Genomic DNA, 14,285 nt, shown 5'->3' on the forward strand with positions numbered 1-14,285 from the left:
AGAAATTAATCGGTATAACCCAATCTGCGAGAAGCTTTGCGCATTAGGGTGTTAATTAGTGCATCATTATTACTACCAAGGCTTCCGGCAACTTTCTTATTGTAGTTCCAGAGTAGTTCGCCGTCGGTACCGTTGTTAACACTCATATTGATCGTGGCGGTATTGGTAGCTCCCCAAAATCCAACCAGCAGTCCCAGGGCGATGGAAGCACCATCAGACATTGGTTTATCGGTTTCAAAAGTACCGGTAATAACTGCATCAACACCAAGGATTTGGGCCAGTTGTTCAGAAGTCACCGCTTTTAAGTCGATGTTGTTTTGTAGTAAAAGAACATTTGTCTTTTTAGGATCCTGAACATCAACTTTCAGGCTTCCTCTTTTCTTGCGGTTCAAAAACCAGGAATACATCGAGTTTTGCACAGAAAAGCCCTCGTTCTTTTGAATATCAGCGAATTGTTCTTCGCTTAACTCTTTCATTTGTTTAGGTCTAAGGCTTACCTTTGCGTCAAAGGGAAGGATCGCAATGATCTTGTGATCTTTTGTTTTTTGCTCAAAATCGGGATGCTGATAAAGCTTTGTTTGAGCAGATACTATTCCCAGACCAAATAGGAAAAGTACTGTAAAAATTTTAAAATTAAATTTGTACATAAGTTTATGATTGGTTAAAAAAGAAGCCAAATATATTTTAAAACTTTAATATTTTTTCAAAAATTTTATGACAGGATTAAAAAATATTCATGAAGGGTACGGTATATAAATCTACTGGCAGCTGGTATACGGTTAAAGCTGAAAATAATAAACTCTATGAGTGCCGTATCAAGGGAAAATTTCGAATTCAGGGAATAAAAAGTACCAATCCAGTGGCGGTTGGAGATGTGGTGGTTTTTGATCCGGCTGAGGAAGAAGGCCGGGATACCGGTATTATAAAAAAAATACTTCCTCGCGAGAATTACATCATTCGGCGATCGGTAAACCTTTCCAAACAAACTCATATTATCGCCGCGAATATTGACCAGGTTTTTTTACTAATCACGCTTAATAATCCGCCTACTTTAACCACATTTATCGATCGTTTTCTGGTAACCGCAGAGGCCTATCATGTGAAAGCGGTGCTTCTATTTAATAAAGTCGATACCTATTCTATTGAAGAACTTGCCGAAGTAAAATACCTGGCAGAGCTCTACCGAAATATTGGATATGAGTGCATAGGAATTTCCGCAAAGACAGGAAAGAATGTTGATAAGGTGGTCGCCATGATGAAGGACAGAACCAGTATGATCTCAGGCCATAGCGGCACCGGAAAATCTACGCTTGTCAATGCCATTGAGCCTTCTCTTGATCTTAAAACCGCGGAAATTTCAGAGCAACACCAGCAGGGCCAGCATACCACGACCTTTGCCGAAATGTTCGACCTCAGTTTTGGGGCACGAATTATAGACACTCCGGGAATTAAAGGTTTTGGAGTGGTCGATATGGAACGGGAAGAAATTGGCGATTATTTCCCTGAATTTTTCGAAAGAAAACAGAATTGTAAATTTCATAATTGCCTGCATATAGAAGAGCCGAAATGTGCGGTCAAAGAGGCACTGGAAAATGATGAAATTGCGTGGTCACGCTATAAAAGTTATCTTCAGCTGATGGAAGGGGAGGAAAGCAATTATAGAATTGATCAATTTCAAAAATAATGAAAGCAGTTTTACAACGTGTATCCAAAGCATCTGTAACTATTGAAGGTGAAATTTCGGCAAAGATCGGTAACGGACTTCTTATTTTACTGGGAATTGAAGAAGCCGACACTCAGGATGACATTGAATGGCTATGCCGAAAGATCATCAATATGCGGATTTTCGGAGACGAGAATAATGCGATGAATAATTCTCTAAAAGATGTTGATGGCGATGCCATTGTGGTAAGCCAGTTTACACTTCACGCGAGTACAAAAAAAGGAAATCGCCCCAGTTTTATAAAAGCAGCAAAGCCTGATTTTGCTGAGCCTATGTACGAAAAGTTCGTCGCTCATTTCGAAAAGGAATTCGGGAAAAAGATCGGTACCGGAGAATTTGGTGCCGATATGAAAGTTGAGCTTTTAAATGATGGACCGGTGACAATTTTGATTGATTCGAAAGAAAAAAGTTGATTTTCACATTCTGTGCGGAAATAATTATTGAAAAACAAAATGAAAGTATAGTTTTGGGAAAAGTTTCAACAGATGGACTTAAAAAAAGCACAGAAAGCGGTAGATGATTGGATCAATGAGCATGGCGTTCGCTATTTTAACGAGCTCACCAATATGGCGCAGCTTACCGAAGAAGTTGGCGAGGTGGCAAGGATCATTGCACGTCGCTACGGGGAGCAAAGCGAAAAAGAAAGTGATAAAACCAAAGATCTTGGCGAAGAACTTGCCGATGTTGTCTTTGTGGTGCTCTGCCTTGCGAATCAAACCGGTATCGACCTTCAGGATGCCTTCGATAAAAAGATGGATCTAAAGGCCAAACGCGATCACAAAAGACATCAGAATAACAAAAAACTTAAATAATGAAGGCTAAGGCTTTTCTTAAGATGAAGGCTTTTTGGAAATCGGTTTTATGGTTAGGGCTGGCTTTTATTCTTATTTACAACTTTATCACCATGATGTTCGATTACGGCGGATTTCATTTTGCCCAATTTTTTCAGGACAGGACTGAAAATGGAAACTGGTTGAGGTTTGTACTCGCACAGCTTATGGGAGGTTTCCTTTATGGATTTATTTTAGCCTTCGGTCAGTTTCATGTAAAACAAAAGAAAAGTTAAATTAGCAGTTTAAACTTTGCAATGACTATTTCCTTATCCCACACCCGAAAAGAGCTTGAAGGTGATCTAAAAATTACAGGCTCAAAAAGTGAATCCAATAGATTACTTATCCTGCAGGCGCTTTTTCCTGAAATTGAAATCGAAAACCTTTCCAACAGCGATGATTCAAAAGTGATGCAGATGGCCCTGGAGAAGCATTCAGGGACTATTGATATCCATCATGCCGGTACTGCCATGCGTTTTCTAACCGCCTATTTCGCCAGCCGGGAAAACAATGAGGTCGTGCTTACGGGAAGTAAAAGAATGAAAGAGCGACCTATCCGTTTACTTGTTGAAGCCTTACGTGAGATGGGCGCTGATATTGAATATATGAAGGATGATGGTTTTCCACCACTTAAGATCAATGGCAAAAAACTTGGCGCCAAAAGTGTAAAGCTTCAGGCAAATGTTAGCAGCCAGTACGTGTCTGCCTTGATGCTTATTGCACCTTCCTTGCCTAATGGGCTTGAAATAATACTTCATGGGAAAATTACTTCTACTCCCTATATTCTTATGACGCTGGAAATTATGAAACATGCAGGCATAGAAGGAAAGCTGGAAGGGAATTGTGTAAAAATAGAGCCAGTAAAAGAATTGACATCTAAATCAATTGCTGTAGAGTCTGACTGGAGTTCGGCATCCTATTTTTACAGCCTGGCAGCAATTTCTGACAGAGCTGAGATCAGGCTTTCCAATTACCGTGAAACAAGCAGGCAGGGAGACTGCTGTCTTTCTTCTATCTACCGAAATTTTGGAGTGGAAACCACTTTTGAAAAGAACAGTATTGTTTTAAAAAAAGGACATAAAAAAAGAGCCAAAAGGCTCAGCGAAGATCTTGCCAATTCGCCCGATATCGCCCAAACCATTGCGGTTACCTGTCTTGCTTTAAATATGGAATGCAATTTAACCGGTTTACATACCCTTAAAATTAAAGAAACCGATAGGCTTCAGGCCTTAAAAACAGAGATCGAAAAATTTGGGGCTAAAGTAGCCATTACAAGCGATAGTTTAAGATTATTTCCAGTAGGAAAGCTTAATGAAAATGTGCGCATTGCTACTTATAATGATCACCGAATGGCTATGGCATTTGCACCACTAGCCCTTCGTGTTCCTTTGGAAATTGAAGATGCCGGTGTTGTTTCCAAATCTTATCCAGATTTTTGGAAAGATTTCAGTAAACTGGGAATTGAAAGTTCAGAAATTGAATAATTCTTAAATAAATCGTCATTTACTTGACAACCCCCCTTCCGGGATTGTATATTTGCAGCTTTTAAAACCGGAACTATGGGAATGAAACTTTCAAACTTCAATTTTGAGCTGCCTAAAGAACTTTTGGCCGAGTATCCTACTGAAAACAGGGATGAAGCACGGCTAATGGTTCTAAATAGAAAAGAGCAGACAATTGAACACAAAAAATTTAAAGACTTAATCGATTATTTTGAGCCTGAAGACGTGATGGTTCTGAACAACACCAAGGTTTTTCCTGCAAGATTGTTTGGAAACAAGGAAAAAACAGGTGCCAGGATCGAAGTTTTTTTATTGCGGGAGTTGAATCCGGAGACCAAATTATGGGATGTACTTGTAGATCCTGCCAGAAAGATCAGGATTGGAAATAAACTTTATTTCGGCGAAGACGAGAGTCTTGTCGCTGAGGTAATCGATAATACTACTTCCAGAGGAAGAACCTTGAGATTTTTGTACGATGGGTCGTATAGCGATTTCCGAAGAAAATTAAAGGAACTGGGACAGACTCCGCTTCCAAAATACATTAAAAGGGATGTAGAACCTGAGGATGAGGAACGTTACCAGACGATCTATGCTAAAAACGAAGGCGCTGTAGCCGCACCAACCGCCGGCCTGCATTTCTCAAAACATTTGCTTAAAAGACTTGAGATAAAGGGCGTGGATTTTGCCGAGGTTACCCTTCACGTAGGTTTAGGAACTTTTAGCCCAGTAGAGGTTGAGGACCTTTCAAAGCATAAAATGGACAGTGAGGAAGCTTTTATCACTAAAGATGCTACCGATATAATCAATAAAGCGAAGAGTGAAAGACGTAAGGTATGCGCAGTGGGAACTACAGTGATGCGTGTATTGGAAAGTTCGGTATCTTCAAATCAAACTCTTAACGAATTTGCCGGCTGGACCAACAAATTTATTTTCCCTCCATACGATTTCAATATCGCTAATTGTATGGTTACCAATTTTCACACGCCAAAATCAACTTTGTTAATGATGGTATCTGCCTTTGCAGGACATGATTTCGTAAAGAAAGCGTATGCAGAAGCGGTAAAAGAAAAATATCGTTTTTATACTTACGGCGATGCGATGCTGATATTATAATGAATTTATAATAATTTAAAAATCAACCTCACAGGTTCTCGAAACCTGTGAGGTTTGTATTTTTGTGAAGTGAAAGAATCAAAGAAAGACATACGGGCATTAACTAAAGAGCAACTTCAGGAATTTTTTATTTCCCAGGGAGATAAATCTTTTCGTGGATCTCAGGTTTACGAGTGGTTATGGAATAAAGGCGTGCATAGTTTTGATGACATGACCAACATTTCAAAAGATACCCGTGAAATGCTGAAGGAGAATTTCGTCATTAACCACATTCGGGTCGACCGTATGCAAAGGAGCAGTGACGGGACCATTAAAAATGCGGTAAAACTTCACGATTCCCTAACGGTAGAGTCGGTTTTGATTCCAACTAAAACCAGGACCACTGCCTGTGTTTCTTCCCAGGTGGGATGCAGCCTTGATTGCCAGTTTTGTGCAACTGCGAGATTGAAACGAATGCGTAATTTAAATCCTGATGAAATTTACGATCAGGTGGTCGCAATCGATAATGAAAGCAGGCTTTATTATGACAGGCCCTTGTCTAATATTGTTTTTATGGGAATGGGAGAACCACTGATGAATTACAACAACGTGATGAAGGCTATAGAAAAAATAACCTCTCCCGAAGGCCTTGGAATGTCTCCAAAGCGAATTACCGTTTCTACTTCAGGGGTTCCTAAAATGATCAAAAAACTGGCAGATGACGAGGCGAAGATAAAACTGGCGGTTTCATTACATTCTGCCAGGGATGAGGTGAGAACTGCAATTATGCCTTTTAATGAGACTTTTCCGCTTAAAGATCTTCGTGAATCCCTTGAATACTGGTATTCCAAAACCAAACGCCGCATTACCTACGAATATATCGTGTGGAAAGATATTAATGATACTCCGGAAGATGCACGGGCACTCGTGCAGTTTTGCAAATATGTTCCCTGTAAAGTCAATCTCATTGAGTACAATCCAATTGACGACGGAGATTTCCGGCAGGCAGCAGGCAGTGCTACAGATATGTACCAGGAGATGCTTGAGAAAAATGGTATTACCGTCACGGTTAGACGTTCCAGGGGAAAAGATATCGATGCCGCCTGTGGACAACTGGCTAATAAATCTTCTTAAGACCCTATTAATTTTGTGTTTTCGACTTAAGGAAAATACTTATCTTTACCGCCTTTATGAAGGTAATTTCCCAGATAAAACTACCGGTTGAAAAGGAGATGGAACTTTTTGAAAAAAAGTTCTTCGAGTCCATGTCTTCAAAAGTGGCTCTATTAAATAGAATAACTCATTTTATCGTAAACCGCAAGGGCAAACAAATGCGCCCCATGTTTGTATTCCTCGTTGCAAAAATGGTTTCTGAAGGAACTGTAAACGAACGCACCTACCGCGGAGCTTCGGTTATTGAGTTAATACATACCGCGACTTTAGTTCATGATGATGTAGTGGACGATTCCAACCGGCGCAGGGGATTCTTTAGTATTAATGCTCTCTGGAAGAACAAAATTGCCGTCCTGGTTGGAGATTACTTATTATCAAAAGGACTTTTACTTTCTATTGACAATAATGATTTTGACCTTCTGAAAATTATTTCGGTTGCCGTTAAAGAAATGAGCGAAGGGGAGCTGCTTCAAATTGAAAAAGCAAGGAGACTTGATATTACCGAAGCGGTTTATTATGATATTATTCGGCAAAAAACGGCTACTTTGATCGCCGCCTGCTGTAGTCTCGGGGCAGCTTCAGTTAAGCCTGAAAGCAATGAAATTGGTAAAATGAGAAGATTTGGTGAGCTGATTGGAATGGCTTTTCAAATAAAAGATGACCTTTTCGATTATGGCGCTGAAAAAATTGGCAAACCTACCGGAATCGATATTAAGGAACAGAAAATGACGCTTCCTCTTATATATACTTTGAACAATGTTTCAAAAAAGGAAAAGGACTGGCTGATAAATTCTGTTAAAAACCACAATAAAGATCGTAAGCGGGTAAATGAAGTGATTTCTTTTGTAAAGAAAAATGGAGGCCTGGACTATGCGGTAAAGCGTATGAAGGAATTTCAAAATGAGGCACTCCTCATCCTGAAGGATTATCCAGATTCACCTTATAAAGACAGCCTGGAGCTTATGGTGAACTACGTGATCGAGAGAGAGAAATAATTTTTAGACAGGATTGAAAGGCTAAGAAGCATCATCGATCTCTTCCAGGCCATCATCGGTATCATTAATTTCCTCATTGATCTCCTTATTAAGCTTTTCGGCTCCTTTTTCAATTTTTTCTCCTGCTTTTTCAGCACCGTCCTTAATATCTTTTTCAATGGCCTTGGCAGCTTCTTCGGTTTTCTCCTGTGTAGTTTCCCGGCAGGAAAAGGCACCAATGGTAAAAAGGGTCAATAAGAACAGGCATGTAAATTTTTTCAGCATTTTCATTTTTTTCTTTCTTATAAAAAAAGCCATTCGCAAGAATGGCTTTAAGGATTTGGAATATTTAAAGACTACATATCATCATCAGTATTCATATCGTCATCGGCATTCATGTCATCAGTGCCTTCTGCTTCTTGTTCCATTTCATCACCAGCGTTTTCTGCGGCGTTTTCTGCATTTTCTCCAGCAGATTCAATCGCATCACCAGTATTTTCTACTGCGTCTTCCGCGTTTTCCTGAGTCGTTTCTCTACAGGAATAGATTGAAAGGGTCATTGTTGCAACAGCAAATAGTAAGAATAATTTTTTCATTGTTAAAATGTTTAATTAGTTGAAGCAACAAATTTAAGCAAATTTTATTTATGTTAAAGCGGAGTATTTACTTTAAATATTCTTAAAGTTTTGAGCTATTTCCCCAGGAGGTAAAAATTTCCTTAAAAAATTAACGAGGAACCTTAAATTTTATTAAAAAACTCATAAAAGGAATCTCGTAGGTTTCCTGTGTCTCTTCTCCGGATTTTCGTCCTAAGTTTCTTTCTTAACTACCCGAAGCTGATGTACTGAAATCCTTGCAAATATACTGCTCCCGGAAAAAACAGTTTCAGACATTCAAAATTGTAGTTGGTTTAAAGGTAAAGCACCTCAATTAATTTTATAAAAAGTACTTCAAAATTTAAAAATATTGTATCTTTTTACCTGCTCATTAATTTCACAAAGTCATTTCATAAATGTTTAGTAAAGTCTGTAAAACATTGTTTGCCATTGTTTTAAGTGTAGCTTCGGCCTATTCTCAGCAACTTGTGCCACCTATACAAAGTTATTCTCCCAATACCTACGGAGGTGGAAGTCAGAATTGGGAAATTGCTATTGATGACAAAGGAGTAATTTATTCTGCGAATAATCAGGGATTACTGGTTTATGACGGTTTAAGCTGGGAGCTATTGTCTTTAGATACCCAGTCAATTATTCGCGCCGTATATCCTTTCAATAATAGAATTTATACAGGATCTTATAATGAATTTGGCTATTGGAGCAGGAATGATAAAGGACAATTGGTTTATAGGTCTTTAAGTCCGCTAATGAAAGATCTTAATTTAAGAAGCGATGAATTCTGGCAGATCATATCCTTTAAAGATGATATTTATTTCAGATCCTTCGGAGCTATCTATAAATATGCTAATAACCAAATAAAGAAATTCACCAGTATTAACTGTACCGCGCTGGAAACTTTTAAAGGTCATCTTGTTGCAGCAGAAGGTTCTCAAGGAATAAGTTTTTTTAATGAGGATGGAACGAAAGCTGAAACTATGGCAGATTTTAAAGCTTTGCAGGGAAAAAAGATAGTTGATTTAAAAAAATATAAAGATTCCCTTTATATAGGCACCACAGATAATTTGTACATCTATTCCGGTGATAAGTTAAGATCCTTCCCTGATCCTCTTATCCATAAGCTGCTATCGGAATTTGAACTTAATCATTTATTAATTCTTTCTCCCAATGAAATTATTCTTGGAACCCTTAAAAACGGGATCATTCATTACAAAGATGGAAAGGTGAATTTATATAATCGTACCTCCGGATTGCAAAATAATACGGTTCTGGGGATGCATTATGCCCATCATAAACTGTGGCTTGCTTTAGATAAAGGAATTGACGCAATAGATCTTCATTCTCCGTTCAGTTTTTATACCGATAAATCGGGCGAAATTGGCGCTGTTTATGACATTGCCTCTTACAAGAATAATTATTTTATCGCCTCCAATACAGGGACTTACAGGTTTAAAGATATGGTTCCTGAGCAGATCGAGAATTCACAGAGTCATACCTGGAATCTTGAATTAATAAATGGGGATCTTTATGCGAATCATAATGCGGGTACCTTTAAAATAGTAGAGAATACTTTTGAACCCATTGATACGCATACCGGAAGTTACTGTTTTAAAGAAGATCAGGAAAATAAAGGCAAATATTTGCTCTGTCACTATACAGGTTTGAGCTTTTATGATCCTATAAATGAAAAACTTGAAGATCTTAAAGAGGTGAATTTTCCTGTGAAAAAAGCTGTTTTCGATAGTGATGGCAGTATTTGGGCAGCTCACCCTTATGAAGGAATTTACCATCTGTTTCGTAAAAATGATACTACTTTTTCAAAAATTGAGAAGCTGCCAGGTTTAGATGGCAAGGCGAATTTTAGTCCCCAACTTTATAAAGTCAATGATCAGATAATCGTTTACTTAAACACCAAATGGTATAAATACAATCCTTTTAAGGGAAAATTTGAAGCATTTAAAGAATTTTCAAAATACAATAATTGCCGGCTGGTATACGCCGGCAAAGGAGAATATTTCTTTGTGGATGAAAGGGATGAAAGTGTAATGTACACCGACCTCAAAAACAGTAATATCCTTCTTCCCTCTGATAAATTTGGCGACAGGCTGGTTAAATCTAATGAAAAGTTCATTCGGGAGAATGACTCTGTCTTTCTAATTGCTTTAAATGATGGATTTGCCAGGCTTAATATTAATAAACTCAAACATAGAAAAGAAAGAGAATGGATTAGCACCCCATTTGTGATTAATTTTTCTGATGGCTATAGATCTTATAGTTTAAAGGAAAAACCTTCCATTTCTTATCCAGATTCTAAAAACCTCGCCATTCGGGTTGGAATGCCAGATTCTGAAAGTTCTTTCCTCCATTATGAACTCAGTGGGGATGATTCCCTGGAGGGGGACGCAAGAAAAGGATATATTAATCTTCGTAATCTCAACCATGGTGACTATAAATTAGAATTAAGTTCCATGCTTTCTCCGGGTATAAAAGCTAATACAACAGCATTCAATTTCCACATTCAGCCGCCCTGGTATCTGTCATCATTGATGAAGTTTGTCTACATATTGCTTGTAATTACCCTTATAGCAATCATGTACTGGTTCAATCAACAAAAATTGAAAAAGCACCAATTGCAGTTAGAAACAAAATTTGAAAAAGAACATCAGGATCGGCTAAATCAGCTTGAGAAAGAGAGGCTGATGCATGAAATAGATATTAAAAGAAAGGAACTTGCCAATACAACCATGATGGCCGCTAAAAAAAATGAGGTGCTTATGGAAATCCAGACGGAATTAAGTAAGGATAAAAATAAATTTTCAAATCAGTTCCGGCTAAAACATATAATGAATAAGATTAATAAAGCCGTGAAAAATAAGGATGAATGGAAGGTGTTTGAAACGAATTTCAATGAAGTACATGAAGATTTCTTTAAAGACGTTCTAAAGGAATATCCTAAGCTTACGAGTAAGGATCTAAAACTATGTTCTTATTTAAAAATGAATCTCAGTTCAAAAGAAATAGCTCCTCTAATGGGTATTTCGGTTAGAGGTGTGGAGGTGCATCGTTACCGTTTACGAAAGAAGATGAAGCTTTCTAGTGATGTGAATCTTACCAAATTCCTGATAAAAAATTTCTAAGGAAAAAATTTCAGCAATTAAATCGAGTCTTTTTTACTACTACATTACTACTTCAATATGTTTAAATTTTGTGAAAAACATACTTCATTATCTAGTTAAAACACTGTTTATTAGATAATTAAGTTTGAATAAAATTTGATGTAGTAGATGTGTACTATAACGTTTGCGTAAAGTTTAACATCAGGCGTATATTTCAATAACTATTAAGCTAAAACACCCACGAGTATGAAAGTAAAACTATTCTTTAGCTGCATGCTCTTCCTTGCTTTTACCAGTTTAGGATTTGCGCAGCAACAAACAATCACAGGTACCGTTACCGATGCAAATGGAATGCCTCTACCAGGAGCTCAGGTAAAGGTCCTTGGAAAAGATATTTTTGATGTCACTGATTTTGACGGAAAATTTACGCTTGAAAATGTTGAAGTAGGTGATCAATTTGAAGTGAGTTTCCTTGGTTTTAAAACAAGGCAATTTGATATCACCGCTAACAACAAATACCTGGTGGAACTCCAGGAAGATACCAGCCAGTTAGATGAAGTGGTGGTTGTTGGGTATGGTACCCAGAGAAAGAGAGACCTAACAGGATCTATTGCTACTGTGGAAGCAGAGCAGATCGAAAAAACACCAACCGCTAATGTGATGCAATCACTCCAGGGAAAAGTAAGCGGTGTCCAAATTGTTAGTAATGGTTCGCCGGGAGATTCGCCAACGGTACGAATTAGGGGTCTTGGAACTTATGGAAATGGAGATGCCACGAATGTTCTTTATGTGGTAGACGGGACTTTATATAATAATATTGACTTCCTGAATACTAAAGATATTAAGACTATAAATATTCTTAAAGATGCGTCGTCTTCTGCTATTTACGGGGTAAGAGCTGCGAATGGCGTAGTCATTATTGAAACTAAATCAGGTCACCTCAATCAAAAGCCTACCTTCGAGTATGACGGATATACCGGGTTCCAGCATGCACAGAATATTGTAAAAATGGCCAATGCCGAACAGTTTACAACCATGGCCTATGAATCTGGATCAGATCCTGATGTTCAATATATTTTGAACGCGATGCAACGCTTTGGGAGAAGTCATATCAACCCTAATGTTCCTGCGGTAAATACCGACTGGTATAAAGAAATTCTCAGAGACGGCCTTATTCAAAGTCACAGCCTGGGTGTTTCAGGCGGTGGAGATAAAGTTTCTTATTCTGTCGGTACGAATTACCTGAACCAGGAAGGTATACTTGATATGAAAAATGAATATGAACGTTTTAATATTCGGTCTAAAGTTGATGTGGATGTTTCAGATCGTGTGAAAGCGGGGGTAAATACTATTTTCAGTAATGCGACCAAATATAATCCAGAAACATCTGCTTTTTTCAAGGCCTATTATGCCGTGCCTACCATGCCGGTAATAGATCCTCTCAATACTGAGGCATCACCTATAAGATATTCAAATGCTCAGTTATTGGGATACAGGAGTACACAAAACCCTTTTCCTGATATGACTTACAATAACAACCGCCTTAAAATCAGGAAAATTATGGCGAACATGTATGTAGATATTGATATAATTCCAGACAAACTGGATTTTAAATCTTCCTATAGTCATAACTTTCAGGCATTGGAAACTCGCGAGGTCCGTCTTCCTTTTACTTTGGGTAATAACGTGGAACGCCGCTCAAGCATAAAAAGAGTAAATACTACCTTTTCGAAACAATACTGGGACAATACCCTTACTTATAATGACCATTTTGGTGATCATAGTCTTAAACTCATGGGAGGTACCTCTTTCCGGGATGAAGCAAAAAATGAATTTTCGGCCACAGGCCAGGATATCAAGGGAATTCAACTGGAATCCAGCTGGTTCCTGGATTTTGCTGATCCGGAATCTTTTAGTAATAATGTGAGCGAGATAGGAAGAAGATATTATGGTTTTTCCTATTTTGGAAGACTTGAATACAATTACAAGGACAAATATCTACTCTATGCCACTATGAGGGCCGATGGTTCTTCAAAGTTTACCCGGGATCCCTGGGGGTATTTCCCTTCTGTAGGTTTAGGCTGGGTACTTTCAGATGAAAATTTTATGAATAACGTAGATTTCATCAACTTTTTGAAACTTAAAGCGAATTGGGGTAAACTTGGTAACGATAATGTTGCTGCCAGTGCAGGTTCTAATACCACATCGGTTATATCTGTACCGCTTGGAGATTCTCCTAATACCGGTACAGTTTCTTCAACTGTTTTCTCTAATAACACCTGGGAAGTCATCGAAGAGAAAAACTTTGGTATTAATATGGAAGCATTTGAAAATCGTTTTTCTCTTGATGCCGATTATTACATCAGGGATACCCACAATGCTATTATGCCGGTGTTTATCCCTATTGTAAACAGAAGTATTGACCAAAATTCAGGAACGATCCGAAATCAGGGTCTGGAATTGAACCTGGGGTGGAACCAAAACATTTCAGATGACTTTAACTATAGCATAGGGGCTAATTTTACTACCCTCCATAACGAAGCTACCGAAATTCAAAACGAAAGCGGTTATATAGATGCCGGTACCGCAGAATTTCGCCAGAGAACAATTGAGGGCCAGCCTTTATTTGCCTTTTATGGTTATGAGCGTATAGGGGTTTACCAAAACCAGGCTGAGATCAATGCAGATCCAATCGCTGTAGCCAATAATCTTCAACCCGGAGATCTTATTTATAAAGATCAAAATGGCGATGGAGTAATTGATGCTGCCGACAGGGTAGTATTAGGATCTTTCCTGCCAAAATATACCTATGGAGGAAACATCAGCATGAATTATAAGGCTTTTGATTTCTCTTTGAGCTTTTATGGGCAGGGGGGAAATAAAATACTTAACCGTAAAAGAGGAGAAGTTATTTTTACCCAGGACACCAATATGGATGCTGATCTGGCCATTAATCGCTGGCATGGGGAAGGTACCAGTAATTCCTACCCTTCTTCAGCAGGATTAAGAAAAGCCTGGAACCAAAAATTAAGTAATTTCTGGGTAGAGGACGGAGATTTTTTCCGAATTCAGAATATTCAGTTAGGTTATACGGTGAGCTCTGAAAAATTACCAAATATTAGGCTTTACATAACCGCAGAAAAACCGTTTACTTTCTTTAATTATAATGGTTTTACTGCTGAAGTTCCTAATGGTGTAGAAAGAGAAACCTATCCAATTCCAGCGACCTATACTGTTGGAGTAAACGTAAAAATTTAAAAA

13 protein-coding genes are annotated in these 14,285 nt (G+C 38.2%); 10 read left to right on the plus strand and 3 right to left on the minus strand.

Annotated elements, in window-relative coordinates:
- Positions 1 to 5: 5 nt before the first annotated feature.
- A complete protein-coding gene (locus C7S20_RS09600; protein ID WP_107014171.1) occupies positions 6 to 647 on the minus strand; it encodes a hypothetical protein in 642 nt (213 codons plus the stop codon).
- A gap of 89 nt (positions 648 to 736) precedes the next feature.
- Here C7S20_RS09600 and rsgA point away from each other — a divergent pair, with 89 nt between their 5' ends.
- The 8 genes from rsgA (at position 737) to C7S20_RS09640 (ending at position 7,315) form a co-directional block, all read left to right on the plus strand.
- On the plus strand, positions 737 to 1,684 hold the full coding sequence (rsgA, locus tag C7S20_RS09605) for a ribosome small subunit-dependent GTPase A (RefSeq protein ID WP_107012280.1): 948 nt from the start codon (positions 737 to 739) through the stop codon (positions 1,682 to 1,684).
- Positions 1,684 to 2,136, plus strand: a complete 453-nt coding sequence (dtd, locus tag C7S20_RS09610; protein ID WP_107012281.1) for a D-aminoacyl-tRNA deacylase — start codon at positions 1,684 to 1,686, stop codon at positions 2,134 to 2,136. Before rsgA ends, dtd begins: the two co-directional genes overlap by 1 nt.
- Positions 2,137 to 2,208: 72 nt before the next feature.
- Positions 2,209 to 2,535 (plus strand): nucleotide pyrophosphohydrolase, encoded by a 327-nt coding sequence (locus C7S20_RS09615; protein WP_107012282.1) that lies wholly within the window; start codon positions 2,209 to 2,211, stop codon positions 2,533 to 2,535.
- Complete coding sequence (locus C7S20_RS09620; protein WP_107012283.1) at positions 2,535 to 2,789, plus strand: hypothetical protein; 255 nt, start codon at positions 2,535 to 2,537, stop codon at positions 2,787 to 2,789. The genes C7S20_RS09615 and C7S20_RS09620 overlap by 1 nt, the downstream gene beginning before the upstream one ends.
- 21 nt (positions 2,790 to 2,810) lie before the next feature.
- The gene (aroA, locus tag C7S20_RS09625; protein ID WP_107012284.1) at positions 2,811 to 4,037 is read left to right on the plus strand and encodes a 3-phosphoshikimate 1-carboxyvinyltransferase; all 1,227 of its coding nucleotides are present in this window, start codon (positions 2,811 to 2,813) and stop codon (positions 4,035 to 4,037) included.
- Between the two features lie 81 nt (positions 4,038 to 4,118).
- Positions 4,119 to 5,168 (plus strand): tRNA preQ1(34) S-adenosylmethionine ribosyltransferase-isomerase QueA, encoded by a 1,050-nt coding sequence (gene queA / locus C7S20_RS09630; protein WP_107014172.1) that lies wholly within the window; start codon positions 4,119 to 4,121, stop codon positions 5,166 to 5,168.
- A 69-nt stretch (positions 5,169 to 5,237) separates the two neighbouring features.
- On the plus strand, positions 5,238 to 6,281 hold the full coding sequence (gene rlmN / locus C7S20_RS09635) for a dual-specificity RNA methyltransferase RlmN (protein WP_193510805.1): 1,044 nt from the start codon (positions 5,238 to 5,240) through the stop codon (positions 6,279 to 6,281).
- A gap of 56 nt (positions 6,282 to 6,337) precedes the next feature.
- The gene (locus tag C7S20_RS09640; RefSeq protein WP_107012286.1) at positions 6,338 to 7,315 is read left to right on the plus strand and encodes a polyprenyl synthetase family protein; all 978 of its coding nucleotides are present in this window, start codon (positions 6,338 to 6,340) and stop codon (positions 7,313 to 7,315) included.
- A 21-nt stretch (positions 7,316 to 7,336) separates the two neighbouring features.
- On the opposite strand, the gene C7S20_RS09645 is transcribed toward C7S20_RS09640, so the two are convergent.
- Both C7S20_RS09645 and C7S20_RS09650 read right to left on the minus strand, forming a co-directional pair.
- Complete coding sequence (locus C7S20_RS09645) at positions 7,337 to 7,579, minus strand: hypothetical protein (RefSeq protein ID WP_107014173.1); 243 nt, start codon at positions 7,577 to 7,579, stop codon at positions 7,337 to 7,339.
- Between the two features lie 71 nt (positions 7,580 to 7,650).
- Positions 7,651 to 7,890, minus strand: a complete 240-nt coding sequence (locus tag C7S20_RS09650) for a hypothetical protein (protein ID WP_107012287.1) — start codon at positions 7,888 to 7,890, stop codon at positions 7,651 to 7,653.
- 416 nt (positions 7,891 to 8,306) lie between these two features.
- Here C7S20_RS09650 and C7S20_RS09655 point away from each other — a divergent pair, with 416 nt between their 5' ends.
- Complete coding sequence (locus tag C7S20_RS09655) at positions 8,307 to 11,045, plus strand: helix-turn-helix and ligand-binding sensor domain-containing protein (protein WP_107012288.1); 2,739 nt, start codon at positions 8,307 to 8,309, stop codon at positions 11,043 to 11,045.
- A gap of 225 nt (positions 11,046 to 11,270) precedes the next feature.
- On the plus strand, positions 11,271 to 14,282 hold the full coding sequence (locus tag C7S20_RS09660) for a SusC/RagA family TonB-linked outer membrane protein (protein WP_107012289.1): 3,012 nt from the start codon (positions 11,271 to 11,273) through the stop codon (positions 14,280 to 14,282).
- Positions 14,283 to 14,285: the final 3 nt, after the last annotated feature.

The sequence above is a fragment of the Christiangramia fulva genome, from assembly GCF_003024155.1.
Taxonomy (GTDB): domain Bacteria; phylum Bacteroidota; class Bacteroidia; order Flavobacteriales; family Flavobacteriaceae; genus Christiangramia; species Christiangramia fulva.

Excerpts from the sequence above, each read along its gene's own strand:
- C7S20_RS09600 (WP_107014171.1), bottom strand. The coding sequence starts at position 647 with ATGTACAAATTTAATTTTAAAATTTTTACAGTACTTTTCCTATTTGGT.
- rsgA (WP_107012280.1), top strand. The coding sequence starts at position 737 with ATGAAGGGTACGGTATATAAATCTACTGGCAGCTGGTATACGGTTAAA.
- dtd (WP_107012281.1), top strand. The coding sequence starts at position 1,684 with ATGAAAGCAGTTTTACAACGTGTATCCAAAGCATCTGTAACTATTGAA.
- C7S20_RS09615 (WP_107012282.1), top strand. The coding sequence starts at position 2,209 with ATGGACTTAAAAAAAGCACAGAAAGCGGTAGATGATTGGATCAATGAG.
- C7S20_RS09620 (WP_107012283.1), top strand. The coding sequence starts at position 2,535 with ATGAAGGCTAAGGCTTTTCTTAAGATGAAGGCTTTTTGGAAATCGGTT.
- aroA (WP_107012284.1), top strand. The coding sequence starts at position 2,811 with ATGACTATTTCCTTATCCCACACCCGAAAAGAGCTTGAAGGTGATCTA.
- queA (WP_107014172.1), top strand. The coding sequence starts at position 4,119 with ATGAAACTTTCAAACTTCAATTTTGAGCTGCCTAAAGAACTTTTGGCC.
- C7S20_RS09640 (WP_107012286.1), top strand. The coding sequence starts at position 6,338 with ATGAAGGTAATTTCCCAGATAAAACTACCGGTTGAAAAGGAGATGGAA.
- C7S20_RS09645 (WP_107014173.1), bottom strand. The coding sequence starts at position 7,579 with ATGCTGAAAAAATTTACATGCCTGTTCTTATTGACCCTTTTTACCATT.
- C7S20_RS09650 (WP_107012287.1), bottom strand. The coding sequence starts at position 7,890 with ATGAAAAAATTATTCTTACTATTTGCTGTTGCAACAATGACCCTTTCA.
- C7S20_RS09655 (WP_107012288.1), top strand. The coding sequence starts at position 8,307 with ATGTTTAGTAAAGTCTGTAAAACATTGTTTGCCATTGTTTTAAGTGTA.
- C7S20_RS09660 (WP_107012289.1), top strand. The coding sequence starts at position 11,271 with ATGAAAGTAAAACTATTCTTTAGCTGCATGCTCTTCCTTGCTTTTACC.